The 22,778-nt window shown below is 68.0% G+C and carries 24 protein-coding genes and 1 tRNA gene; 13 read left to right on the plus strand and 12 right to left on the minus strand.

From position 1 onward, the window contains the following. The first annotated feature begins 9 nt into the window (after positions 1-9). The 3 genes from ACZ5YD_RS04220 to ACZ5YD_RS04230 are packed head-to-tail and all read left to right on the plus strand — an operon-like array spanning position 10 to position 1,995. Positions 10-795, plus strand: a complete 786-nt coding sequence (locus ACZ5YD_RS04220; RefSeq protein WP_379745336.1) for an SDR family oxidoreductase — start codon at positions 10-12, stop codon at positions 793-795. Beyond that, entirely contained in the window at positions 792-1,136 is a 345-nt protein-coding gene (locus ACZ5YD_RS04225; protein WP_379745333.1) for a cupin domain-containing protein, read from the plus strand. Before ACZ5YD_RS04220 ends, ACZ5YD_RS04225 begins: the two co-directional genes overlap by 4 nt. Positions 1,137-1,173: 37 nt before the next feature. Further along, a complete protein-coding gene (locus tag ACZ5YD_RS04230; RefSeq protein WP_379745330.1) occupies positions 1,174-1,995 on the plus strand; it encodes a fumarylacetoacetate hydrolase family protein in 822 nt (273 codons plus the stop codon). Positions 1,996-2,004: 9 nt separating this feature from the next. Here the strand turns inward: ACZ5YD_RS04230 and ACZ5YD_RS04235 are convergent, their stop codons facing one another. From ACZ5YD_RS04235 to ACZ5YD_RS04245, 3 genes are all read right to left on the minus strand, one after another. After that, positions 2,005-2,916, minus strand: a complete 912-nt coding sequence (locus ACZ5YD_RS04235) for a class 1 fructose-bisphosphatase (protein ID WP_379745327.1) — start codon at positions 2,914-2,916, stop codon at positions 2,005-2,007. Continuing rightward, a complete protein-coding gene (locus ACZ5YD_RS04240; RefSeq protein ID WP_379745324.1) occupies positions 2,916-3,734 on the minus strand; it encodes a class I fructose-bisphosphate aldolase in 819 nt (272 codons plus the stop codon). Before ACZ5YD_RS04240 ends, ACZ5YD_RS04235 begins: the two co-directional genes overlap by 1 nt. A gap of 82 nt (positions 3,735-3,816) precedes the next feature. Further along, positions 3,817-4,437, minus strand: coding sequence for a DUF7409 domain-containing protein (locus ACZ5YD_RS04245; protein WP_379745321.1), 621 nt, complete (start codon positions 4,435-4,437; stop codon positions 3,817-3,819). Positions 4,438-4,569: 132 nt separating this feature from the next. Between ACZ5YD_RS04245 and ACZ5YD_RS04250 the strand changes: the two genes are divergently transcribed. Further along, positions 4,570-5,427 carry a 3-hydroxyacyl-CoA dehydrogenase family protein gene (locus ACZ5YD_RS04250; RefSeq protein WP_379745318.1) on the plus strand — a complete coding sequence of 286 codons (858 nt, stop codon included), beginning with the start codon at positions 4,570-4,572 and terminating at the stop codon, positions 5,425-5,427. 63 nt (positions 5,428-5,490) lie between these two features. Here the strand turns inward: ACZ5YD_RS04250 and ACZ5YD_RS04255 are convergent, their stop codons facing one another. From ACZ5YD_RS04255 to ACZ5YD_RS04265, 3 genes are all read right to left on the minus strand, one after another. After that, positions 5,491-6,141: a phosphate ABC transporter permease gene (locus ACZ5YD_RS04255; RefSeq protein ID WP_379745315.1), complete on the minus strand. Its 651-nt coding sequence runs from the start codon at positions 6,139-6,141 to the stop codon at positions 5,491-5,493. A gap of 174 nt (positions 6,142-6,315) precedes the next feature. Beyond that, a complete protein-coding gene (mce, locus tag ACZ5YD_RS04260) occupies positions 6,316-6,714 on the minus strand; it encodes a methylmalonyl-CoA epimerase (RefSeq protein WP_379745312.1) in 399 nt (132 codons plus the stop codon). 111 nt (positions 6,715-6,825) lie between these two features. After that, positions 6,826-7,020 carry a DUF7501 family protein gene (locus tag ACZ5YD_RS04265; RefSeq protein WP_379745309.1) on the minus strand — a complete coding sequence of 65 codons (195 nt, stop codon included), beginning with the start codon at positions 7,018-7,020 and terminating at the stop codon, positions 6,826-6,828. Between the two features lie 225 nt (positions 7,021-7,245). Here ACZ5YD_RS04265 and ACZ5YD_RS04270 point away from each other — a divergent pair, with 225 nt between their 5' ends. After that, on the plus strand, positions 7,246-7,440 hold the full coding sequence (locus tag ACZ5YD_RS04270) for a cold-shock protein (RefSeq protein ID WP_379745306.1): 195 nt from the start codon (positions 7,246-7,248) through the stop codon (positions 7,438-7,440). 75 nt (positions 7,441-7,515) lie between these two features. Here the strand turns inward: ACZ5YD_RS04270 and ACZ5YD_RS04275 are convergent, their stop codons facing one another. Then, positions 7,516-9,354, minus strand: coding sequence for a MutS-related protein (locus ACZ5YD_RS04275; RefSeq protein ID WP_379745303.1), 1,839 nt, complete (start codon positions 9,352-9,354; stop codon positions 7,516-7,518). A gap of 194 nt (positions 9,355-9,548) precedes the next feature. On the opposite strand from ACZ5YD_RS04275, the gene ACZ5YD_RS04280 reads away from it, so the two are divergent. After that, entirely contained in the window at positions 9,549-9,842 is a 294-nt protein-coding gene (locus ACZ5YD_RS04280) for a PRC-barrel domain-containing protein (RefSeq protein ID WP_379745300.1), read from the plus strand. A gap of 85 nt (positions 9,843-9,927) precedes the next feature. On the opposite strand, the gene ACZ5YD_RS04285 is transcribed toward ACZ5YD_RS04280, so the two are convergent. Further along, positions 9,928-11,394: a DHH family phosphoesterase gene (locus tag ACZ5YD_RS04285; protein WP_379745297.1), complete on the minus strand. Its 1,467-nt coding sequence runs from the start codon at positions 11,392-11,394 to the stop codon at positions 9,928-9,930. 191 nt (positions 11,395-11,585) lie between these two features. Here ACZ5YD_RS04285 and ACZ5YD_RS04290 point away from each other — a divergent pair. Then, a tRNA-Lys gene (locus tag ACZ5YD_RS04290) sits at positions 11,586-11,659 on the plus strand. Positions 11,660-11,900: 241 nt separating this feature from the next. Here ACZ5YD_RS04290 and ACZ5YD_RS04295 read toward each other — a convergent pair. After that, positions 11,901-12,014 (minus strand): zinc ribbon domain-containing protein, encoded by a 114-nt coding sequence (locus ACZ5YD_RS04295; protein ID WP_379745294.1) that lies wholly within the window; start codon positions 12,012-12,014, stop codon positions 11,901-11,903. 100 nt (positions 12,015-12,114) lie between these two features. After that, a complete protein-coding gene (locus ACZ5YD_RS04300; protein WP_379745291.1) occupies positions 12,115-13,275 on the minus strand; it encodes a pyridoxal-phosphate-dependent aminotransferase family protein in 1,161 nt (386 codons plus the stop codon). Between the two features lie 158 nt (positions 13,276-13,433). Between ACZ5YD_RS04300 and glmU the strand changes: the two genes are divergently transcribed. From glmU to purM, 6 genes are all read left to right on the plus strand, one after another. After that, positions 13,434-14,621 carry a bifunctional sugar-1-phosphate nucleotidylyltransferase/acetyltransferase gene (gene glmU, locus ACZ5YD_RS04305; protein ID WP_379745288.1) on the plus strand — a complete coding sequence of 396 codons (1,188 nt, stop codon included), beginning with the start codon at positions 13,434-13,436 and terminating at the stop codon, positions 14,619-14,621. A 75-nt stretch (positions 14,622-14,696) separates the two neighbouring features. Further along, the gene (locus ACZ5YD_RS04310) at positions 14,697-15,938 is read left to right on the plus strand and encodes a sugar phosphate nucleotidyltransferase (protein WP_379745285.1); all 1,242 of its coding nucleotides are present in this window, start codon (positions 14,697-14,699) and stop codon (positions 15,936-15,938) included. Beyond that, complete coding sequence (glmS, locus tag ACZ5YD_RS04315) at positions 15,938-17,770, plus strand: glutamine--fructose-6-phosphate transaminase (isomerizing) (RefSeq protein WP_379745282.1); 1,833 nt, start codon at positions 15,938-15,940, stop codon at positions 17,768-17,770. Before ACZ5YD_RS04310 ends, glmS begins: the two co-directional genes overlap by 1 nt. A 109-nt stretch (positions 17,771-17,879) precedes the next feature. After that, positions 17,880-19,637, plus strand: a complete 1,758-nt coding sequence (locus ACZ5YD_RS04320; protein ID WP_379745279.1) for a TraB/GumN family protein — start codon at positions 17,880-17,882, stop codon at positions 19,635-19,637. Then, positions 19,634-20,302, plus strand: a complete 669-nt coding sequence (locus tag ACZ5YD_RS04325; RefSeq protein ID WP_379745276.1) for a zinc metalloprotease — start codon at positions 19,634-19,636, stop codon at positions 20,300-20,302. The genes ACZ5YD_RS04320 and ACZ5YD_RS04325 overlap by 4 nt, the downstream gene beginning before the upstream one ends. Before the next feature lie 83 nt (positions 20,303-20,385). Next, positions 20,386-21,381 carry a phosphoribosylformylglycinamidine cyclo-ligase gene (gene purM / locus ACZ5YD_RS04330; protein WP_379745273.1) on the plus strand — a complete coding sequence of 332 codons (996 nt, stop codon included), beginning with the start codon at positions 20,386-20,388 and terminating at the stop codon, positions 21,379-21,381. A 181-nt stretch (positions 21,382-21,562) separates the two neighbouring features. Here purM and ACZ5YD_RS04335 read toward each other — a convergent pair whose 3' ends face one another. Both ACZ5YD_RS04335 and ACZ5YD_RS04340 read right to left on the minus strand, forming a co-directional pair. Beyond that, positions 21,563-22,102 carry a CBS domain-containing protein gene (locus ACZ5YD_RS04335; protein WP_379745270.1) on the minus strand — a complete coding sequence of 180 codons (540 nt, stop codon included), beginning with the start codon at positions 22,100-22,102 and terminating at the stop codon, positions 21,563-21,565. Positions 22,103-22,203: 101 nt separating this feature from the next. Then, entirely contained in the window at positions 22,204-22,563 is a 360-nt protein-coding gene (locus ACZ5YD_RS04340) for a DUF555 domain-containing protein (protein ID WP_379745267.1), read from the minus strand. Positions 22,564-22,778 lie beyond the last annotated feature (215 nt).

Here is a 22,778-nt window from a genome sequence, read left to right on the forward strand (position 1 = left end):
AGAACGGACATGGATCTACGGATAGACGGCAACGCGGCACTCGTAACGGCGTCATCGAGCGGTCTCGGACGCGCGTCGGCCAAGGCGCTCGCCCGCGAGGGCGCGAACGTCGTGATCAACGGTCGAGACGAGGAGCGACTCGCGGAGGCGAAAGCCGACATCGAGGAGGTCGCAACGGGCGACGTCGTCGCACAGCCCGGGGATCTGACCGACGAGGACGACGTCACGGCGCTCGTCGATCGGACGGTCGAGGAGTTCGGGACGATCGACCACCTCGTCACGAGCGCCGGGGGACCGCCCTCGGGCGCGTTCCTCGATACCGACGACGATGACTGGTACCACGCCTACGACCTCCTCGTGATGAGCGTCGTCCGCCTCGCGCGCGAGGCCGAACCCCACCTCTCCGACGGCGGCGGCACCATCGTCAACATCACCTCCCGGAGCGTCAAGGAGGCGATCGACAGCCTCGTGCTCTCGAACTCGGTCCGGATGGGCGTCATCGGCCTCGAGAAGACCCTCTCGAAGGAGTTCGCGCCGGAGGTTCGTTCGAACGCCGTCCTCCCCGGCCCGCACGAGACCTCGCGCATTCAGGACCTCGTCAACCAGGCCGTCGATCGCGGCGAGTACGACTCCTACGAGGAGGGGATCAAGAACTGGGCGAGCAACCCGCTCGGCCGGACCGGCGACCCGATGGAGCTCGGCGACACCGTCGCGTTCCTCTCCTCGCCGCGCTCCGGGTTCATAAACGGCGAGACCGTGACGATCGACGGCGGCGCGTCGGGGTCGAACCTATGAACCCCGTCTCCTTCGACGACGCGGAGACCTACGAGCCCGACGAGGGCTGGCGTCGCGTCGCGATGGCCGGAAGCGACAAGTTCAGCTTCGAGTGGTTCGAGAAGCCGCCGGGACACAGCTCCCCGATGCACGACCACGAGAACGAGCAGGTCTGCATCTGTCTGGCCGGCGAGCTCACCGTCGCCACCGAGGACGACGAGGTGACGCTTTCCAAACACGACTCCGTCCACCTGGAGTCCAACGAGGCCCACCGCGTGGAGAACACGGGCGACGAGCGGGCCGTCGGGCTCGACGTGTTCGCCCCGGGACGCTCGTTCGACTTCTGGACGGACCGGGAATGAGGGGACCGAGGCACTCCCCCCGGTCGGAGGAGCGGCCGTGAAGTACCTCGCTCGAACCCGAGAGGGCCGTCCGCTGGTCGGCGACGAGGACGGCTTTTGCCCGCTCAGCGCGGCCGATCCGGGACTCGAAAGCGTCCGCGACGCCCTGCCGAAGGCCGCCGCTGGTACCCTGGCCGGACCGGAGTCGGCGACCGCAGATCGAATCGCCCCGGACGACGTCGCGTTCGGGCCGCCGCTCGACCGGTTCGGAAAGCTGTGGGGGATCGGGTTGAACTACCTCGAACACGCCGGCGACCTGGAGGAGGACCGCCCGGAGGAGCCCGCGAGCTTCCTCAAGCCCCCGAGCGTCCTGACGGGTCCCGGCGGACCCATCCGGCTCCCGCCGACCACACAAAGCGATCGAGTCACCGCCGAGGCGGAACTCGCCGTCGTGATGGGCCGCGAGTGTCGCTCCGTCGACGAGGAATCGGTCGACGACGTGATCGCCGGCTTCCTCCCGGTGATCGACATGACCGCGGAGGACGTCCTCCAGCGCAATCCGCGATTCCTCACCCGCGCGAAGAGCTACGACACGTTCCTCGTGGTCGGCCCGGCGATCGCGGTCCCCGAGGAGCCGATGGATCTCACGGACGTCCGGGTTCGGACGATCGTCAACGACGAGGTCGCCGCCGAAAACGCGGTCCGAAACATGGCCTTCCCGCCTCGGGAGATCGTCTCGTTCCACTCCGAGGTGATGACCCTCCGTCCGGGCGACCTCTTCAGCACCGGCACGCCCGGCGCCGAACCGATCGAGCCGGGCGATGAAGTCCGCTCCGTCGTCGAGTCGATCGGCACCGTCGAGGCGTCGGTGACTCGATAGCCCCGGCGGTTATTGACCGCTTTCGACCGCCGCCTCGAGCCGATCGACGAGCTGCTCGTTCCCGACGTGGAGCGGAACACGCTGGTGAAGCTCCTCGGGATCCACATCGAGGATCGCCTCGGTGCCGTCGGAGGCGGCTCCGCCCGCCCGCTCGATGATGAAGGCGATCGGGTTCGCCTCGAACTGCAGTCTGAGCTTGCCGTTCGGGGCGTCCGCGAGCGCGGGGTACGCGAAGATCCCGCCGTAGGTGAGCACCTGGTTGACGTCGCCGACCATCGCGCCGCCGTACCGCAGCTTCAGCTCGGATTCGATCTCGCGGGCGAACACGCGAAAGCCGTCGGTCCAGTCGGGGACCCGGCCGCCGAAGCCGTAGACGACCGGATCGGAGGGAAGCGAGATCGACTCGCGAACGACCGATCGCTCGACTCCTTCATCCCCACCACGCGTAACGACCTCCTCGCGAACGCCGTCGGCGGTCGCGACGACCATGGTGGTGATCGGACCGTAGAGGACGTATCCGGCGGCGACGAGGTCCCTGCCGCGCGCGGGAAGCGATCCGTCGTAGACGCCGACGACCGTCCCCATGGCGTTGTTCGATCGGAGGTTCGAGGAGCCGTCCAGGGGATCGACCGCGACCGCGTAGCGGGACTCGGAGCCGAGTTTCGGTTCGGAGCCCACGTCAACGACGGTCTCACGCTCCTCGCTCGCGTACCCGCTGACGCCGTCGATAAGCCCGATCCGCTCCTCGAGGAGCTCGTCGGCGTGGACGTCCGCGGCCATCACCGTCTCTCCCGAGGGGTTCTCCCTGTCGCTTTCGACGCGCCGCCCCGGCAGGGCCGCGCGGATCTCGGGGGCGGTCTCCGCGACCGCGTCGAACACCGACTCGATCACGGACGCCTCGAGGCGATCGGATCCGGACATCACTCGGGGGAGGCCTCGGCGTCCTCGCGGGTGAGACGGAGCGCCTCCTCCGCGGAGCGCTCCTCGAAGATGACCCGCTCGAGCGCGTCGAGAATTTCGGTCGGGTTCTCACGCTGGAAGACGTTTCGCCCGACTGCGAGCCCCTTCGCACCGGCGTCGACGGCCGCCTCGACGGTCTCGAGGAACTGCCGGTCGTCCGTCTTCGAGCCGCCGGACATGACCACCTTCGTGCGGCCGGCCATCCGGACGGCCTCGGCCATCGCCTCGGGCGAGCCCGGGTATTTCACCTTGGCGACGTCGGCGCCGAGTTCGAGTCCCTGTCTGGCGGCGTAGGCGATCGTCCCGGAACTCGTGTCGTCCTTGACGCCCTGGCCGCGGGGGTACGACCACATCACGACCCCGAGGTCGCGCTCGCGGGCGTCCTCGTGTGCGTCGCGGAACTCCTCGGCCATCTCCACCTCGTGGTTCGATCCGCCATAGAGCGTGAACCCGACCGCGTCGGCGCCGATCTCGTCCGCGTACTCGACGGAGCAGTTGACGGCGCTGTCGGGCTCGCCCATCCAGAGGTTGGAGGTCCCGTTGAGCTTCAAAAGCAGCGTCACGTCCGACTCGTAGTCGGGATAGTACGCCTCCGCGAGTCCCTTCTGTACCGCGAGCGCCGTGACCGCGTCGTGGGTGGCGAGATCGAAGATCCGCTCGGGGTCCGCGGTCGCCGGGTTCGGTTCGAAGTCGACGGGGCCGTGTTCGAGCCCGTGGTCGTACGCGAGGATCAAGACCTTGCCGTCCCGCGTGATGGCGTCCGCCGCGTTCTGTTTCATCGTTTCACGTTCCGACAACGACCATCAAAAATACTGCGGTAACGCGGACGGAGGATGAAGGTGACCGACGACGGAGTCTACTTCACTCCGCCGCCCGTTCGGCCGCCTCGTGCCATCGCTCGACGCGCTCCGGCTCGATCGACAGCACGTCCGCCACGTGTTCGGGGTCCGCGGTGGCGAGGCTGCGGACCGAGGTGATCCCGGCCTCCGCGAGAATGTCGGCGTCGGCCTCGGAGACGGGATCGAGATCCGTCGGCGGCGTGGGACGGGATCGATCGCGCCAGGCGGACTCCGCGGAGACGGGATCGCCGCTTCCGTCGGCCTCCGCCTCCGTTCCCGGAGTCGATCCCGAACCCGTCCCGGTCCGTTCCGACGAATCCGCCCAGTCGCCCGATGAGGCGGCGATCCACTCCGCCTCGTCGCTTCCGAGGCTGCGAATCTGTGTCGACCGACGCCGCAGTCCCTCGCCGGCCTCGAAGGACCACGACAGCGAGTGCTCACGGCGGATCTTCGCCGCGACGCCGGGATTGACGCCCGCCTCGACGAGGGTCCTGTAGGCGACCCGCTTCGCGCGGACGTCAGCGGCGTCGATGTCGGCCGCCTCGAGCACCTGGGCGGTCGCGGGACCGATCCACCGCAGGTCGGTACGGTCGGACTCGTCGTCGACGTCCGCGGTATCGGAATCTGACACGAGCGAGGTCACCGGATACCGACGCGTTTGCGGATCAGGGACTTGAAGGTTTCTCCGCCGGCCCTCGACCGAGCCGTCGACCGCGGCTGCGGAGCGGTCGGCGACGCCCGCCACACTTACACGCCGCCCCGTGTAGGAGTCGGTATGTACGAACTCGAGGAGATCGACGCCGTCGGGGTGATCGGGGCCGGAACGATGGGCGGGGGCATCGCGCAGGTGGCCGCGACCGCCGGTTACGAGGTCGTGGTCCGTGACGTGGAGACCGAACTCCTCGAGGAGGGCCTCGAGCGGATCGACTCAAGCCTGGACCGGCTGGCCGAACGGGACTCGCTCGAGGAGGACCCGTCCGCGATCCGCGATCGCATCGTCACGACGACGGACTTCGAGGACCTCGCGGACGCCGACCTCGTCGTCGAGGCGGTGGTGGAGGACCTCGAGGTCAAACGGGAGGTCTTCTCGGATCTCGACGACGTCGTGGAATCCGATGTCCCGATGGCGACGAACACCTCCACGCTCTCGATCACGTCCATCGCGAGCGCGACGGACCGGCCGGCCGCCGTCGTCGGCCTCCACTTCATGAATCCGGTCCCGATCATGGAGGGCGTCGAGGTCGTTCGCGGCGAACGAACGGACCCGGAGCTACTCGATCTCGCCCACGCGTTCGCCGAGGACCTGGGCAAGACCACCTGGGAGTCCGAGGACAAACCCGGGTTCGTCACGAACCGAATCCTGATGCCGTGGCTCAACGAGGGGATCCGCGCCTATGACGAGGGCGTCGCCTCGAAGGAGGACATCGACGCCGGAATGCGGCTCGGAACCAACGTCCCGATGGGACCGTTGGAACTCGCCGACCAGATCGGGCTCGACGTCGTCCTCGCCGCGAGCGAGACGCTTCGCGAGGAGCTCGGGGATCGTTACACGCCGGCGTACCTGCTGAAACGGAAGGTCGAGGCCGGCGACCTCGGGCGAAAGTCGGGACGTGGGTTCTACGAGTACGAGTAGGCGGGCGAGACGAGTACGAGTAGGCGGGCGAGGGTTCACGGATAGGCCGGATGCGTCGACGGGTCACCCGCCGTCGTCGCTCGCCGTCCACCGTCCCGCACCCGGGACGATCGCCGCCAGCTTCGTGACGTACCCGAACTTGAACAGCCCCACCTGCGAGAGGACACCGAGGACGAACACCGCGAGGAACGCGGGCGCCGTGGGGTCGATGACGAGCGCCTCGAGCGCAATCGGGTCCGTGGCCGCCTCGAAATCGCCCGGCGTGAGCGATCGCGAGGCGAGCGCCGCGCCGATGAACGCGGTCGAGAACACGAGCGTGGTCCGCGTGAGCACGATACCGACGATCGCACCGACGGCCATCCCCGCCAGCGTCGCGCCGACGAGCAGGATCGTTCCCTCGACGTAGAGCGGCCCCACGACGAACCGGCCGACGAACGCGCCGACGATCGCACCGATCCCCATCACGGCGAAGGAGAGCCCGACGTACGCGAGAACCGCGCCGATCCCGCCGCCGATCGCCACCGCGGCCGCGGAGGCGAGGAGCCCCTCGACGCCGAGCAGTCCCGCGAGGTTCGGCGCGGCGAGATGGCCGACGCCGGCTCCGATGAGGAACCCCGTGAGCGTGACCGCGTAGACCGAGACCGCGGCTCCGACGAACGCCAACACCAACCCGATCAGGACGACTCCGACGTCCATCGCTTCGATCGCGACCATACGACCCGGGTTGGGTCGCCATCGGTTAAAAACCCGATCGTCATCGAGGGACGGATCGACGGCCCATTACTGGCCGCCACCGGGAGACGGACCGACGGCCCATTACTGGCCGTCACCGGGAGACGGACCGACGGCCCATTACTGGCCGCCACCGGGAGACGGACCGACGGCCCATTACTGGCCGTCGGTCCGTTCAACGAACTCGACGAGAACCCCACCCGTCGAACGGGGGTGCAGAAACGCAACGTCGTGTCCCCACGCACCGGGCCGAGGTTCCTCGTCGATCAGCTCCACGCCCAGGGAACGGGCCCGATCGAGCGCTGCAGCGACGTCTTCGGTCCCCAAGGCGACGTGATGGATACCGGGCCCCGACCGATCGAGAAAGTCGGCTACCGGGCCGCCGTCACCCGGTTCGAGAAGCTCGAGGTATCCGCCGCCGGAGAGCTCCAAGAACACGACGCGCATGCCGTCGAATCGCTCCTCGTGAGCGATCGGCGCAACGAACAGGTCGTCGAAGAGATCCGCGAGGGCTCCGGCGTCCCGCGTGGCGATCCCGACGTGATCGAACTCCATGACGATGGGCCGCGCTCGAGCGGGTAAAATCCCTCGGCGATGAGGACCTCGATCTCGGCCGCAAAGAACACCGGACCGCGGGCGAGGGTTCGAACGGCAGCGCCTACCGCGTCATCCGCTCCACTCGCCGCCCATGTCGCCGGCGACGTTCTCGCGCCAGTCGTCGAATCCGGCCTCGCAGGCATCGCTCTCCGCGAGGTGATCGACGAACCCGGCACCCGGATCCGAGAGCGGCTCGCCGCAGAAGGGGCAGTCGTTGGGGTCGCTCCAGTTCGGCGTCGGTGTCGTCGATGGGGTCGTTGACATACGCGATCATGCGATCCCTTGTGACTTATAATTTTACGATGGGACAGTATTTCCGGAGATTGTTAATCTAATCGCTCTATAATGGTTCGGGAATGCCCTATTATTCTCGATAGGTAGTATTGATAGCTCCATACGTCCAATTATCTGTCGAACGAACGGCGAAGTGCGAATTCGTCCCATAAGTATAAATATCCGGACGTCCCAGTTCTCTCCGGAGACGCAGTAATGGCTACTGGCACTGTTGCATTCTTCAACGACACTGGCGGCTACGGCTTTATCGAAACCGAGGACGCGGACGAGGACGTCTTCTTCCACATGGAGGACGTCGGCGGCCCGGACCTCGAGGAGGGGCAGGAGGTCGAATTCGACATCGAGGAGGCCGACAAGGGTCCCCGAGCGACGAACCTGCAACGACTGTAACGCCGACCGCGGGAGGTATCGCTTCTCGAACGACTCTATCTTGGCAGCGTAGCGACGGCACCGCCGCGCGATCACTCACTCGGGGGACCACCGAACGTCCGAGAGCGTTCGCTGAACCGCCTCCTCGCCGACGGCCTCCGCGAGGTGTTCGAATCCCCCGCGAACCCCCCGATCGTCGGCGTTGGCGACGAGCCGCGAGACGATGAACTCCGGCGTCGACTTGCCGACGGTGCCGAATCGCGGCTGATAGTCGACCCGCAAGTCGAGATCGTCGGTCAGCCCCTCGGCGAAGATCCCGTCGATCCGCGCCCGATCGGGAAGGGGGCTCAACTCGTCGGCGAGGTGGGTCACGTACACGCCGAGCGCGCCGCGATCGACGGTCAGATCGACGAGCCCGTTCAGCAGGTTGGCGGCGCGGCCGGGTTCGGTGATCGCCTCGAACTCGTCGACGAGCATCAGCGTTCGGCCCGATTCGACGAGCGGCGGGACGATGGACTTGAGCGTCGACTCGAGCACGCCGGCGTTGAACGACGCGTGACGTCGGTGGAAGACGATCCGATCGAATAGGCCGACCTCGGCGTGGTCGGCCGGCACCGGAAGCCCCATCGACGCGAGCAGGGCGACCGCACAGAGCGTCTCGAGGAGCGTCGTCTTGCCGCCGGAGTTCGCGCCGGTGAGAACCGTCACTCGATCGCCGGACGGCGGGGATGTGAGCGATCTCTCCTCCTCGAGAATGGCTTCCTGCTCCCCGTCCGCGGCCAGCGAGTGCGACCCGACCGCGTAGCTCACGGGTTCGACCTCGCCGTCGAGGAAGGGATGTCTCGCACCCACGACCGCGATTCCGTCCCCTCCGAACACCGGCCGCGAGAGGTCCTCCTCCGCGGCGAATCGGCCGAGGGAGAGCTCGAAGGCCGCGTCCGCGACCGCCTCGACGGCGGTCTCTACGTCCCCGCCGGCCTCGTTGATTCGCTCCTGGAGGTCCGCGGCGACGGTCTCCTCGCGTCGATCCGCGGCCGACTCGAGGTCGTCGACGAGCGCGCGGAGCGTCCCCGAGACGAAGTCCGCGGCGTCGACCGCTTCGCCGGGCGCGGCCGACCGGATCCGTCCCGGATCGACGCCCGTCCGATCGGCCACGTGGTCGACGACGCCGCCTTTGAACGACTCGAAGTCGCGCACCGATCCCTCGCGGACCTCTTCGATGACGTCGAATGCGGCGTTCTCGAGACCACGGGCCGCGGCCAGTTGGTCTCGGAGCCGATCGAGCTCCTCGTCCGCACCCTCGAGGACCTCGAGGTCGGCGGCAGTGGGAGGGACCGCCTCGTCGTCGCGATCGCCTCCTCGACGGTCGGAACGCCCGCGGACGTACCCGAGTGCTCCCGCGGCCTCACGGAGCGCGTCGCCGTCGAGGGTCGCCAGCGGGGCGAAGGGACCGCTTTCGACGTCGACACCTTCGAGCGCGAGGGCCGCCTTGACAGCGGCTCTATCCGTTCCGCCGGCCGCGTCGTACTCCTCGAAGGCGTCGATCACCGTCTCCCGATCGGAGTCGTTCAGGGCCTCCCAGGCGTCCCTGGCGGCGATCACGTTCTCGAGCCGATTCCGGATCGCCTCCGGGTCCGAAAGCGGGGTCAGTACTCGGATCCTGTCGCCGGCGTGGGCGGTGAGCGCGTCGCTCGCGGCGAGCGCGAGCAGGTCGTCGTAGACGGTCCGGACGTCGCTCGTGGCGAGAAGTCCCATGCTCGCATCGCCGTTCGCTCGCCGGAGGATCCGGGTGGCCCGCCCGCGCGGGATCCCGGCGTCGACGAGGGCCCGAACGTCCGCCGACTCGATCGCCTCGACGGCCCGCTCGCGGCCGAGCGTCTCCGCGAGCCGCTCGCTCGTCTTCGGGCCGACGCCCCAGTAGTCCTCCAGTCGCATACCTCATCGTCCGCCCCCGGCGTCTTGGCGTTTTCGTCCGACCCGGTCGCGTATTCGTCGACGTCCGGGCCACCGTCGGAGAAAGCGGATGCGTTCGAACTGACCGGACCCGTTCGCGTCCGATGTCGTGCGATCGTCGGACGTCCGTCCGCCGACAACCAATACTTAATAGGCGCGCTCGCCACCTCACGGGTATGCAATCGACGGCAGATGAGATCACGAGCCTCGTCGGTCGCGAGGTCTACTCGAACAACGGCGTGTTCGTCGGCGAGGTCGAGGACGTACGGCTCGACATCGACTCCCGGTCCGTGACCGGACTCGCGCTCACGGAACTCAACGGCGAGCTCTTCCGGAACCGCGTGCAGTCCGGCGAGGGCGCCATCGTTCCGTATCGATGGGTTCGGGCGGTCGGGGACGTCATTCTGATCAACGACGTGATAGAGCGGCTCGAATCGGACGAGGAGGACTCCGGCGAAGCGGTCGCCTGACCCGCGGAGCGTTCTCACACCGGCGTCGTTCCCTTCGTCGTCGATCGAAGAATCACGAACGCCGGTCTCGGTGTCGATCGACAGCTCAAGAGCCGTTCGAACTCTCCGAGGAGGTCCCCTCGACGCCCATCGCGTCGAAGAGCTTGCGTCTCACCGCCTCCTCGGTGAGCGACAGCAGGGTGTCGCGGTTCTCGTCGTTCGTCTCGATGCCGGTGAAGATCCCGAGGGGGATCTCCACGGAGCCCTGCGTGGAGTGGCCGGTCGTCTCGCCCATGTCCTCGAAGGCCTCCTGGAGGACGTTTCCGATGTTGATTCGGATGTCCTTCGAGCGCGCGGCGAGGTGGATGTGCTCGTCGGCGACGCCCAACACGGCCGTCGTGGTGATCCCCTCGAGGTTCAACAGATGCTGGGCCGCCTGCGAGAGCGCGTCGCGATCGCGGATGAAACCCGCGCTCGAAAAGAGGTGGCTTCCCTGGACCTGTCGGCTCTGGATGGCCTCGGCAAGCACGTCGAGCGTCTCCGGGGACATCGAGGGCGATTCGACCTGTTCGAGGGTGTCGTGGTTGGCGAACGGGTGGAGGTAGGCGGCGGCGGTCAGATCCGCGGGCGTCGTGTCGCGTTTGAAGTCGAGGGTCTCCGCGCGAATCCCGTAGAGAAGCGCCGTGGCGACGGCCTCCGAGGGTGAGAGGTCGAACTCCTGGAGGTACTTCGTGAGGATGGTCGACGTCGAGGAGACGTTGGTCCGGATGTCGACGAACCGGGCCTCGAGTTCCGTCTCCGCCTCGATGTGGTCGATGTAGATGTCCACGTCGGCGTCGATGGTGGTCTCGGGATCGCCGGATTTTGCGTGGTCCACGACGGCGATCGTCTCGTACTCCGAGAGCGGCCGCGCCTCCGCACGCGAGAGGAGATCGATCCCGAGCAGGTTCACGAACGCGCGGTTCTCCTGGTGGCCGACGTCGCCGGGATGGAGGATGTCGGCCTCGACGCCGTAGGAGTCGGCGATCGCCTGGAGCGCGGTCGCGGAGGCGATCGAGTCCGGATCCGGCGTGTCGTGGGTGAGGATCGCCATCCCGTCCTCCGTCGAGGAGAGGATGTCGGCGAGCTGGCGCGCCATGTACTCGAGCTCGCCGGTCTCGAGCGACCGGAGCGCGGAGTCGGCGATGACGGTGGAGGGGTTGATCACGACGTCGGCGCCGAGGTCACGAAGCTCGTCCTCGCTTACGGGATCGGAGGCGCGGACCACCACGTAGTGGTCGCCGCCCGCGTCGCGAACCGCCTCCACGGCGGCCTTGTTGGCGTCGACGTCGGAGGCAAGGATCAACACGATGTCGCGATCGGCGACGGCGTCGGCGACGCTGGGTTCGGAGATGTCCTGAACCTGGGCGTTGAGGTCCTGATCGCGGAGCGCCTCGACGCGGCTCTCGTCGCGATCGAGGATCAGAACGTCCTTGTCGCGGTCCGTGAGCGATTCCGCGACGGCGTGGCCGACGCTTCCACACCCGAGGATCGCGTATCGCGTTCGAGCGGTCCCGCTCGCCCCTACACTCATAGGTACCCGCGTTCGGATCGCACGACACTTAACAGACGCGCTTGCCGGGTTCGATATCGAGATCGATATTCGCGCCGGCGTCGATCAGATCGCAGGCGGGAACGGTGATCCGGGAGCGATAGTCGAGGATCTCGGAGGCACGGACGGGAAGACGAAAGTCCTTTTATGGTGTCCCGGAAAGGGGACGATGAGGGCCGGTAGCTCAGTTAGGGAGAGCGACGGACTCTTAATCCGTCGGTCGGGGGTTCAAATCCCTCCCGGCCCGTTTTCCTGCGAACGAAGCGAGCAGTGAAAACGCGGAGGAGGGTTCGAACCAGGGAGCACGCAGCGCCGAGCGGAGCGAGGCGACCGTGCGAGTGAGGTTCAAATCCCTCCCGGCCCGTCCGAACCGTCGAGCCACGGCGATCGGCGCGAACCGTCGAGTGGATCTGTAAAGGAATCCGACGCAGCCAATTCGCCGCTCGCAAAGCAAGCGACCAGGAACGCTCAGGCGAGGATCAACCCCTTCACTCGCGGTCGTCCGGCAGCGGAGCGCCGCAATCCGGACACGTCGCGTCGCTCGTCGTCGCCGGCGCATCACACGCCGGACAGAACACCCGATCGCACGGTCGATCGCCCATGACCGATCGTTCTCGTCCTTGGGAATGAACGTTGTGGCGCCACGAGCCGCGTGTTGTGATCCCGATGCTCGTCCGTCGTCGGTTTAGACGGCTCGACGACTCAGAGCTGTCCCTGCTCCGCGAGGGCGTCCTCGAGGGCGGCGAGCAGGTACTCGACGTTCTTCGGGCGCGCGGAGTAGCCCATACAGCCGATCCGCCAGATGTCGCCGGCCAGGTCGCCGAGCCCGGAGGCGATCTCCAGATCGTACTCCTCGATGAGGTGGTCGATCACGGCGGCGTCGTCGACGCCGTCGGGAACCTTGACGGCGTTCAGGCTGGGCAGCCAGTACTCGTCGGGCGCGTTCATCTCGAGACCCATGTCCTGGAGGCCGGCCTTCAGCCCGCCGGCGACCTCCAGGTGTCGATCCCATCGGTTCTCGATGCCCTCCTCGGCGACGAGCCGGAGGGCCTCGCGGATCGCGTAGACGTTCGTGATCGGTGCGGTGTGGTGATACGACCGATCGTCGCCCCAGTACCCCTCGAGCAGGGAGAGATCGAGGTACCACGACCGGGGATCGGTCTCGCGGTCGAGGACTTTGTCCATCGCGCGGTCGGAGAGTGTGAGCGGACTCGCGCCGGGCGGACACGAGAGGCACTTTTGGGGCCCCGAGTAGGCGACGTCGATGTCCCAGTCGTCGACGCGCAGCTCGACGCCGCCGAGCGAGGTCACGCAGTCGGCGATCACGTACGCGTCGTGCTCGTGCGCGATGGACGTGAGTTCGGGGACCTCCGGCTGGAGGACGCCCGTCGACGTCTCGGCGTGGACGAACCCGAAGACGTCCGGCTGGTGTTCGTTAAACGCCGCCTCGACGTCCGCCGGATCGAGCGGTTCGCCCCACGGCGCGTCGACCTCGACGACCTCCCCGCCGGCCCGCCGCGCCATCGAGGCCATCCGTCCGCCGAAGTAGCCGTTCGTCGGGACCAGCATCGTGTCCCCCGGTTCGACGAGGTTGCCGATCGCGGCCTCCATCGAGGCCGATCCGGTTCCCGAGACCGGGATCGTCCAGCGGTTGTCCGTCCGGAACGTATAGCGCATCAGCTCCTGCACCTCGTCCATGATCTCGATGAACGAGGGATCGAGGTGGCCCACGAGCGGCGTGCTCATCGCCCGCAGCACGCGCGGGTGGACGTCGCTCGGTCCGGGACCCATCAACGTGCGGTCCGGCGGCGTGAGTTCGTCGACCTGCGGCGCGTCCTCCGGCGTCTCGCGTGAGTCGGACATACCCTCGGCTACCGAGCGACGGGTGAAAAGTTCGACGGAGAGTGATTCCGATATGACGTGTTTCGCCCGGTTGGTCGATGACTCCTTTCGCTCGAGACCTCGATCCGTTCCGATGGAGACCCCGGAGCTTCTTGTAGCATCACGGCGGAGTGGGGACCATGCAGACAGTCGTTCTCGCCGCGGGGGAGGGCACGCGGATGCGACCGCTGACCGCCGATCGACCGAAGCCGATGTTGCCGGTCGCGGGCAAGCCGCTCGTCGCCCACACCGTCGAGACGGCGATCGAGGCCGGGGCCTCCCGGATCGTCCTCGTCGTCGGGTACGAGGCCGAGGCGGTCCGAGCGTACTTCCAGGACGCCGAGATCGGGGTTCCGGTGACCTTCGTCTCCCAGGAGCGGCGACGCGGCACGGCCGACGCGGTCGCGGCCGCGGCACCCGAACTCGATGACGGCCCCTTCGCCGTGTTGAACGGCGATGCGCTCTACGAGGCGGACGACCTTCGAACACTCCTCGAGGCCGGCCCCGCGGTCGGGTCCTACCGCGTCGACAACCCCTCCGAATACGGCGTCCTCGCGCGCGACGAACGGGGGTACCTCGAGGGCGTGATCGAGAAGCCCGCGGACCCGCCCTCGAACCTGATCAACACCGGAGCATACGTCTTCCCGGCCTCGAGCCGTGAGCGTCTCGACGTCCCCGAGAGCGAACGGGGCGAACGCGAGTTGACGGACGTGCTCCAGCGCGCCTGTGAGTCCGTCGACGTCGAGGTCGTTCCGGTCGAACGATGGCTCGACGTCGGCCGACCGTGGGAGCTTCTCGAGGCCAACGAGTGGAAGCTCGCGGAACTCGAAACGGGCGTTCGAGGCAGCGTCCATCCGGACGCGACGATCACGGGCGACGTCGTGATCGAGGAGGGGGCCGAGATCGAACCCGGCGTCGTGATCGAGGGGCCGGCGTACGTCTCATCGGGCGCGACGGTCGGGCCGAACGCGTACGTGCGCGGAGCGACGTATCTGGGCCCGAACGCGAAGGTCGGACACGCGGTCGAGGTGAAAAACAGCGTCCTCGATTCGGGATCGAGCGTCGGCCACCTCTCCTACCTCGGCGACAGCGTGGTCGGCCGCGAGGTGAACTTCGGGGCTGGAACCGACGTCGCGAACCTCCGCCACGACGGGGAGCCGATCGAACTCACGGTGAAGGGCGAGCGCGTCTCGACTGGACGCCGCAAGTTCGGCGTCGTCTGCGGTGACCGCGTCAAGACGGGCATCGACACGTCGATCGACGCCGGCGTCCGACTGGACGCGGACACGACGACCGGGCCCGGAGAGACCGTCACCAGGGATCGGTGAGGGACGAGGAGTCGAAATCGCCCGCTCGCCTCCCACCAGATATATGGCCCGCTCTCGCCTGTCGTGAACCGAACAATGTCACGGAACCCCTCCGGGCCGGACCCGGGCCCTCGAACCGCCGTGGTGCTCGCGGCCGGCGAGGGGCGACGCCTTCGCCCGCTCACCGCACACCGGCCGAAGCCCATGCTGCCGGCCGGCACGCGGCCGATCCTCGAGCACGTCCTCGACGCCCTCGTCGACGCGGGGGTGCGCGAAGTCCACCTGGTCGTCGGCTACGCCGGCGACCGCGTGCGCTCGCACGTCGGCGACGAGTACCGCGGACTGGCGGTCGCCTACCACGAACAGACCCACCAGCTCGGAAGCGGCCACGCCCTCCTCCAGGCCCGCGATGCGATCGACGCGCCGTTCCTCGTCGTCAACGGCGACCAGATCGTCGACACGGAGATGGTCGAGGAGGTCCGACGGGGTCACGGACGCGACGGCGACCACGGACGCGGCTCGACCGGCGCCACGATGGCGGTTGTCGAGGCCGACCGGGCCCCACAGTACGGCGCCGTCTCGCTCGACGGCGATCGGGTGAGCGATCTCGTCGAGCAGCCGGGCGGGGACGACTACCGGCTGCTCAACGCGGGCGTGTACGCGTTCGACCCGGACGTCTTCGAGGCCCTCGAGTCCGTCGACCGCAGGGACGGAGCGATCCTGCTGCCCGACGCGGTCGCGAGGCGGATCGCCGCCGGCTCGGAGGTCCGAGCGGTTCGGACCGACGCCTACTGGCGGGACGCGACCTATCCGTGGGACCTCCGGACGCTGACGCGAGAGGTGCTCTCGAACCGCGACGTGTCGCTTCCGGAGGTTCGCCGGAACGTCTACGTCGCGGACGACGCGCGGATCCACGCGAGCGCGACGCTCGTCCCGCCGGTCGCGATCGACGCGGGCGTGGTCGTCCGTGCCGGCGCCGTGGTCGGCCCGAACGCCGCGATCGGAACCGGATCCACGGTCGGAACGGGAGCGGTCGTTCGCGACACCGTGATCGATGCCGACTGTCGGATCGGCGCGAACGCGACCGTCGTCGATCTCGTGTCGGGCGAGAGCGTTCGCGTCGGCGCCGGCGCGACCGTTTCGGGCGGCCCCGGGGACGTTCGGCGTGGAACGACCGTTCACGAGGACATCGAACTCGGCGCGGTTCTCGCCGACCGCGCCGAGTTGGGCGGGGGAGCAGTCGCCGAACCGGGGACGATCGTCGGACACGACGCGCGGGTCGGTCCGGGCGCGACCGTCGGCGGGGAGATCGACGACGGAAGCGAGGTGGTCCGGTAATGTGCGGGATCGTCAGCTGTATGGGTCGCCCGAACGAGACGCTCGAGACGCTGATGGAGGGGCTCGGAAACCTCGAGTACCGCGGGTACGACTCCGCCGGGGTCGCGCTCGGACCCGACCTGGAGGTCCGAAAGCGGGCGGGCGAGCTCGACGAGCTTCGGACGGCCGTCTCCGCCGATCCGCCGGCCGGCGACTTCGGGATCGGACACACGCGCTGGAGCACGCACGGTCCGCCGGCCGACCGGAACGCCCACCCCCACACCGACGAGTCGGGACGGGTCGCCGTCGTCCACAACGGGATCATCGAGAACTACCAGGCGATCCGCGACGAGCTGGAGGCGGACGGCGTCACCTTCACGAGCGAGACGGACACGGAGGTCGTCCCGCACCTCATCGCACGCGAACTCCGGCGCGGTTCGGACGGTACGGCGGCGGCTGGGGGATCGTCCTCGATCGATCCCGCGGACGCCTTCCACGCGGTCGTCGATCGCCTGGAGGGTAGCTACGCGCTGTGTGCCACGATCGACGGACACGAGGGGATCTTCGCCGCGAGACAGGGATCCCCGCTGGTGATGGGGGTCGGCGAGCGCGCGACGTACCTGGCGAGCGACGTGCCGGCGTTCGTCGAACGGACGCGCGACGTCGTCTACCTGGAGGACGGACAGCGCGTCGAGCTTCGCCCGGACCGGTGGACCGTTCGAAACGCGGATCGATCCCCGGCCGAGGTGTCGATCGAGACGGTCGAGTACACCGCCGAGGCGACCGGAAAGAGCGGCTACGATCACTACATGCTCAAGGAGATCAACGAGCAGCCGGACGCGCTCCGACAGTGTCTCTCGGGGCGGCTCGACGAACTCGAGGGAACGATCGAGATAGAGGAGCTCTCGGATCTCCCGGCGCCGGGATCGGTCCACCTCGTCGCCTGCGGGACCTCCTACCACGCCGCGATGTACGCGGCCACGCTGTTGCGTGAGGCCGGGGTGCCCGCGGCTGCCCACCTCGCGAGCGAGTACGCGACCGCGCCCGCACCGCTCGCGGAGGACACGCTCGTCGTCGGGATTTCCCAGAGCGGGGAGACCGCGGACACCCTCACCGCGCTGCGGGAGGCGCGCGCGAGGGGGGCGAGGACGCTCGCGGTGACGAACCAGGTCAGCTCGACCGCGGCTCGCGAGTGCGACGACGTCGTCTACATTCGCGCGGGTCCCGAGATCGGCGTGGCCGCGACGAAGACGTTCTCCTCACAGCTCGTCGCGTCCCTCCTGTTGGTCGAGGATCTCGTCGACGTCGTCGACGATCTCGACCCCCTCATCGAGGCGCTACGCGACCTCCCCGGCGCGGTCCAGGAGGTCCTCGATACGACCGACGCCCGCGAGGTCGCCGCCGAGATCTCGGGATCGGACGCGTTCTTCTTCATCGGCCGCGGCGGACAGTTCCCTGTCGCGCTGGAGGGCGCGTTGAAGTGCAAGGAGATAAGCTACGAGCACGCGGAAGGGTTCGCCGCCGGCGAGCTGAAACACGGCCCGCTGGCGCTCGTCACGTCCGAGACGCCGGTGTTCGCGATCGTCACCGGGGACGGAGAGCGAGCGAGGAAGACGATCTCGAACATAAAGGAGGTCGAGGCGCGCGACGCGCCCGTCGTGGTCGTCACGGACGGACGCTCCGAGGCCGCCCGGTACGCCGATCTCGTCCTCGAGATTCCGGACACACACCCGCTCACGGCGCCGGTCCTCGCCAACGTGCAGCTCCAACTCGTGTCCTACCACCTCGCCAACGACCTCGGTCGCCCGATCGACAAGCCGCGAAACTTGGCCAAGAGCGTCACGGTGGAGTGAAGCTCCCAAAGGACGTCACCGTCGGAGTGATCTCGCGCGGCCCGACCGCGCGGGAACCCACGCGGTCGACTCACAACCCCTATACGGCGTGATCGACTACCGGGGCACAATGCCCGAAACGCCGGATCGATCCGGGGACTCGTCCGTGAACGCCCCGGACGACCCGCCGTCCACCCCCGAATCACCCCCGGACGGATCGGAGCCGGGATCGGTGACCGTCGTCGGAACCGCTCACGTCTCCTCCGAGAGCGTCGCCGAGGTCGAAGAGACGATCGAACGCGAACGTCCGGACGTCGTAGCCGTGGAACTCGACGAGGGGCGGTACCGGCAACTGCAGGGCGGAACGCCTGATGACCTCGACGCGAGCGACCTCCTGCGCGGAAACACCGTCTTCCAGTTCCTCGCCTACTGGATGCTCTCGTACGTCCAGTCGCAACTCGGCGAGCGGTTCGACATCGAGCCCGGTGCCGACATGATGGCGGCCGTCGAAACCGCCCAGTCGCTCGGCATCGAGGTCGCCCTCGTCGATCGGGACATCCAGACGACCATACAGCGGTTCTGGGCCCGCATGACGATCCTCGAGAAGCTCCGGATGGTCGGCGGGCTCGCCTTCGGGATCACCGATCCCCGGATCGTCGGCGTCACGATCGGCGTGATCGCGGGGAGCCTGGTCGGCCCCGCGATCGCGCTGTTCGGCGGTTCGCTCGGCGTCTCCGAGCTGCTTCTCACCAGGGTAGCCGGGGGCGTTCTCCTCGGAGGTGGGGTCGCGTACCTTCTCGAACGAACTGGACCGCTCGTCTCCAACCCCGACGACCGACTCCTGCTCGCGCTCGGGGGCGGCATCGCGACCGCCATCGCGGTGGCGGCGACCGGCGTGGTCGACGGCCCGATCGAGGCCGTCTTCAGCCCGTTCACCGTCCGCGCGATCGGGAGCCTGGGTCTCGGCCTGCTCTGCGGGGCGGGAATCGGACTCGCCGTCGCCGCGATCATCGGCCTTCTCGGCGTCGACGAGCCCGAGGCGGAAGGCGGGATCGAGGGACTGGAAGTCGAGGACCTCACCGACGCCGACGTCGTCACCGTGATGATGGAGGAGTTTCGACAGTTCTCGCCCGGCGGCGCCGAGGCCCTGATCGACGAGCGCGACGCCTTCATCGCCCACCGATTGGTCGCGCTTCGCGAACGTGGATTCGACGTCGTCGCCGTGGTCGGCGCCGGACACAGACGCGGGATCGAATCGTACCTCGAGGATCCCGCCACGCTCCCCGCGATGGAGACCCTCGTCGGCCGAGAGCGGAACACGGGACGCGGAATCCCGTGGGGGACCATCCTCGGATACGGCGTCACCGTCGTCTTCGTCGGGTTCTTCCTGCTGCTCGCGATGGCGGGCGTCCAGCAGGGCTATCTCCTGCGGGTGTTCGCCGCGTGGTTCGCGATCAACGCGTTCTTCGCGTTCTCCTTCGCGAAGCTCGCCGGGGCGCGCTGGACGTCAGCCGGCGTCGGCGGGGCGGTGGCGTGGATGACGTCGATCAATCCGATGCTCGCGCCCGGCTGGTTCGCCGGCTGGGTCGAGCTTCGGAGCCTCTCGGTCAACGTGAGCGACATCGCCACGCTCAACGAGCTCATCTCCGACGAGACGAAGCCGATGAGTCGGATCCTCTCCGAGATGTTCGACGTTCCTCTGTTTCGGCTCATCATGATCGTTGCGATGACGAACGTCGGCAGCATCGTTGCGAGCTTCCTGTTCGCGACGTACCTGCTCCCGATGTTCGGCGCCGAACTCGGCGGCATCGACGGCGTCTCCAGGCTGATGATCGAGGGGGCACGCCAGAGCGCGGAGACGATATGGGAGGTGCTCGCGGCACGATGACGCCCGGCACACGCTCCGCCGGCGTTCGGATCGCCGGACTGCAGTTCAGCCGCACGGAGCTTACGGACCTCCTCGTCGCGTGGCTGGCTCTCGGGGTCGCCTTCGCGATCTTCTTCGAGGGTGGCGCGGGCGCGATCGGCGCGCTGCTCTCGGCCGGCGGCGTCGTCCTCCTGTTCGTCAGCCTCGCCACCGCCGGCGTCGCGTTCCTGCTCCACGAGATCGCTCACAAGGTCGTCGCCGTTCGCTACGACCAGATCGCGGAGTTCCGAGCGGACCACGGAATGTTGTTCCTCGCCGTGATGTCCGCGTTCCTCGGGTTCATCTTCGCCGCCCCCGGCGCAGTCCACCATCAGGGACGGATCACCCCCCGCGAGCACGGACACATCGCCCTCGCCGGACCGGCCGTGAACCTCGCGTTGAGCCTGGTCTTCGCGCCGATTCTGCTCGTCGGATTCGCGATCGCCTCGGACGTGCTGGCCGTACTCGGCGCTCGCGGGGTGGCGATCAACCTCTTTCTCGCCGCCTTCAACCTGATCCCGTACGGACCCCTCGACGGCCGGACGGTGATCACCTGGAGCAAACCCGTCTGGGCGGCCACTTTCATCGTCTCGGCGGCCGCAACGGCGGGATTCCTGCTCTCGGGCGCTGGCGTGTACGCGTTCTGACTCGGCGAGCGCACTCCGATTCCGATTGGGTCCTACAGCCGGCAAGCGGTGTGTTTTTCCTCCGGCGAGCCGCCTTCACCACTATGAGCGACGAGGCGACCACGGACGAGGAGGAACCGGGGCTCACCTACGCGGACTCGGGGGTCGACATCGACGCGAGCGAGGCCGCGACGGCGGCGCTCATCGATGCCGTCGGCGACTCCGAGGGTGATTACGCCGGACTGCTCGACATCGGCGATCGATACCTGGCGCTCGCGACCGACGGCGTCGGAACGAAGCTGCTCGTTGCGGAGGCGCTCGGCGACTACTCCACCATCGGCATCGACTGCATCGCGATGAACGTCAACGACCTGGTGGCCGCGGGGGTTCGGCCGGTCGCGTTCGTCGATTACCTCGCGGTGGACGAGCCGGACGAGGGCTTCGCCGAACAGGTCGGCGAGGGGCTCGCCGCGGGCGCCGAACGCGCGGACATCGAGCTTGTCGGCGGCGAGACCGCCGTGATGCCCGAGGTGATCCGGGGGCTCGACCTCGCCGGAACCTGTGCGGGCCTCGCCGCGAAGGACGCCGTCTTCGAGGGGGGCGCCGAGCCGGGGGACGCGCTCGTCGGCTGGCCCTCCTCGGGGATCCACTCGAACGGGCTGACCCTCGCTCGTGAGGCGGTCACCCGAAATCACGAGTACACGGACCCGTGTCCCTTCGGCGACTACGAGACGGTCGGGGAGGCGCTCCTGGAGCCGACTCGTATCTACACGGGACTCCTCGATCCCATGCGGGATCACGGCGTCCGCGGTGCGGCACACGTCACCGGCGGCGGGTGGACGAACCTCGAGCGGTTGGGGGAGAACCGCTACGTGATCGAGGACCCCTACGAGCCACAGCCGGTCTTCGAGTTCGTCCGGACGGAGGGGAACGTCCCGGCCGAGGAGATGCACCGAACGTTCAACATGGGTACCGGGTTCGTCGCCGCGATCGACTCCGACGCCGCCGACGCACTCGCCGACGAAACCGAGGGACGCGTGATCGGACACGTCGAGGAAGGGGAAGGCGTCGCGATCCGCGGACTCGACCTCCGAGCGTGACGGTCGGGACGGCGATCGCTTCGAAACGCTGGCGAACAGGGCACGTCGAGTCTCGTCCCATCCCGGCGTGTGCCACGACCGCCCGGGCCGAAGATGGTCGAGTTGGTTAGCGCACGCGGTGGCTGGTTCGGTATCGGATAAAAACTCGAGGGAAAGGACGGGACCGAACGCGAAATGCGACTCAGGAGAGGTGCGCCGCGATGTCGGCTTCGGTGATGATCCCGACCGTCTCGCCGCCGTCGGTCACCATGACCGCCTTGTAGTGATCGAGAAGGTTTCGGAGCTCGTCGACGGTGACGTCGCGTGCGACCGTCGGGAACGACTCGCTCATGACTTCGCTGACCGGGAGTGTGCCGACGTCCTCGCCGGCCTCGTTGATGTCCGAGAGACTGAGCGATCCGACCGGGATGCCGTTTTGCAGCACCGGAACTTGCGAGTACGCCTCCTCGTCCATCAGATCGAAGGCGTCGCTGACGGCGTCGTCGGGCGCGACGCTGACGACGGTCTCGTGCATCAGATCCTCCGCGCGAACGACCTCGCCTTCGGCCTCCTCGAGCGCGTTGACGATGCGTCGAAGCGTCGAGAGCCGCGGGTCGACGTCCCCGCCCTCGATGCGGGCGATCAGCGGCTGTGAGACGCCCGCCGCGTCGGCGAGCGCGCTCTGTGTGAGGCCCAACGCGTTGCGGCGCTCGCGCAGGTCCTGTGGGGTGGGTAGCTCCATACCCCCTATAACTAAAGGTTATTAGAAAAGCTTTCGGCGTCGGATCCCGCCGTCGGCGTCACGTGTCGCCGGGAACGAACGCCGTCCAGCGACGGGGGAGGCTACTCGTCCTCGTCGTCCTCGGTCTCGACGACCTCGATCACCTCGAGGGGAACGTCCCGAAGCGCCCCGCCGACCTCGCTTTTGGCGATCCGCGAGGCGTGCTCCTCGCCGTCGGCGTTGAAGATCTCGATCTCGAGAAGCAGCCCCACGAGGGCCGTTCCGGCGGCGATGAACGCCGAGTCGAACGGCTCGCCGCAGGCGGGACACGGCGTCGCGCCGACCTCGACCTCGACGTACTGTTTGTCCGTCTCGTTGAGTCGCTTTCCGGCCTCGCTGACGGCGACGCCGATCGCGTCGTCGACGTCCTCCACGTCACGGACCAACCACGCGGCTTCCATCGCGACGAAGTAGTTGCTCATACACGGTAGTCGGGGTCGGGGGTTTCGTGCTTTGCGGTTTCCGCGCGACGTCCGCCGCCGACGGGGAGGACGTCCGGGTCGACAAGGGGGGCGTCAGAATCCGCTCCCGCGAACTCACCGCGGGTCGTCGAGACCCACTTTCCGCGGGTCGTCAATGGCGATGGATAGGCGCACGACCGGGAACCCATTCTCATAAGTTATGCAGTTCGTGGGCC

Source organism: Halopenitus salinus, from assembly GCF_055397165.1.

Excerpts from the sequence above, each read along its gene's own strand:
- ACZ5YD_RS04320 (WP_379745279.1), top strand. The coding sequence starts at position 17,880 with ATGCCCGAAACGCCGGATCGATCCGGGGACTCGTCCGTGAACGCCCCG.
- ACZ5YD_RS04340 (WP_379745267.1), bottom strand. The coding sequence starts at position 22,563 with ATGAGCAACTACTTCGTCGCGATGGAAGCCGCGTGGTTGGTCCGTGAC.
- ACZ5YD_RS04250 (WP_379745318.1), top strand. The coding sequence starts at position 4,570 with ATGTACGAACTCGAGGAGATCGACGCCGTCGGGGTGATCGGGGCCGGA.
- glmS (WP_379745282.1), top strand. The coding sequence starts at position 15,938 with ATGTGCGGGATCGTCAGCTGTATGGGTCGCCCGAACGAGACGCTCGAG.
- ACZ5YD_RS04280 (WP_379745300.1), top strand. The coding sequence starts at position 9,549 with ATGCAATCGACGGCAGATGAGATCACGAGCCTCGTCGGTCGCGAGGTC.
- glmU (WP_379745288.1), top strand. The coding sequence starts at position 13,434 with ATGCAGACAGTCGTTCTCGCCGCGGGGGAGGGCACGCGGATGCGACCG.
- ACZ5YD_RS04295 (WP_379745294.1), bottom strand. The coding sequence starts at position 12,014 with ATGGGCGATCGACCGTGCGATCGGGTGTTCTGTCCGGCGTGTGATGCG.
- ACZ5YD_RS04265 (WP_379745309.1), bottom strand. The coding sequence starts at position 7,020 with ATGTCAACGACCCCATCGACGACACCGACGCCGAACTGGAGCGACCCC.
- ACZ5YD_RS04220 (WP_379745336.1), top strand. The coding sequence starts at position 10 with ATGGATCTACGGATAGACGGCAACGCGGCACTCGTAACGGCGTCATCG.
- ACZ5YD_RS04335 (WP_379745270.1), bottom strand. The coding sequence starts at position 22,102 with ATGGAGCTACCCACCCCACAGGACCTGCGCGAGCGCCGCAACGCGTTG.
- ACZ5YD_RS04270 (WP_379745306.1), top strand. The coding sequence starts at position 7,246 with ATGGCTACTGGCACTGTTGCATTCTTCAACGACACTGGCGGCTACGGC.
- ACZ5YD_RS04240 (WP_379745324.1), bottom strand. The coding sequence starts at position 3,734 with ATGAAACAGAACGCGGCGGACGCCATCACGCGGGACGGCAAGGTCTTG.
- ACZ5YD_RS04235 (WP_379745327.1), bottom strand. The coding sequence starts at position 2,916 with ATGTCCGGATCCGATCGCCTCGAGGCGTCCGTGATCGAGTCGGTGTTC.
- ACZ5YD_RS04285 (WP_379745297.1), bottom strand. The coding sequence starts at position 11,394 with ATGAGTGTAGGGGCGAGCGGGACCGCTCGAACGCGATACGCGATCCTC.
- ACZ5YD_RS04325 (WP_379745276.1), top strand. The coding sequence starts at position 19,634 with ATGACGCCCGGCACACGCTCCGCCGGCGTTCGGATCGCCGGACTGCAG.
- ACZ5YD_RS04255 (WP_379745315.1), bottom strand. The coding sequence starts at position 6,141 with ATGGTCGCGATCGAAGCGATGGACGTCGGAGTCGTCCTGATCGGGTTG.
- ACZ5YD_RS04275 (WP_379745303.1), bottom strand. The coding sequence starts at position 9,354 with ATGCGACTGGAGGACTACTGGGGCGTCGGCCCGAAGACGAGCGAGCGG.
- purM (WP_379745273.1), top strand. The coding sequence starts at position 20,386 with ATGAGCGACGAGGCGACCACGGACGAGGAGGAACCGGGGCTCACCTAC.
- ACZ5YD_RS04225 (WP_379745333.1), top strand. The coding sequence starts at position 792 with ATGAACCCCGTCTCCTTCGACGACGCGGAGACCTACGAGCCCGACGAG.
- ACZ5YD_RS04300 (WP_379745291.1), bottom strand. The coding sequence starts at position 13,275 with ATGTCCGACTCACGCGAGACGCCGGAGGACGCGCCGCAGGTCGACGAA.
- mce (WP_379745312.1), bottom strand. The coding sequence starts at position 6,714 with ATGGAGTTCGATCACGTCGGGATCGCCACGCGGGACGCCGGAGCCCTC.
- ACZ5YD_RS04310 (WP_379745285.1), top strand. The coding sequence starts at position 14,697 with ATGTCACGGAACCCCTCCGGGCCGGACCCGGGCCCTCGAACCGCCGTG.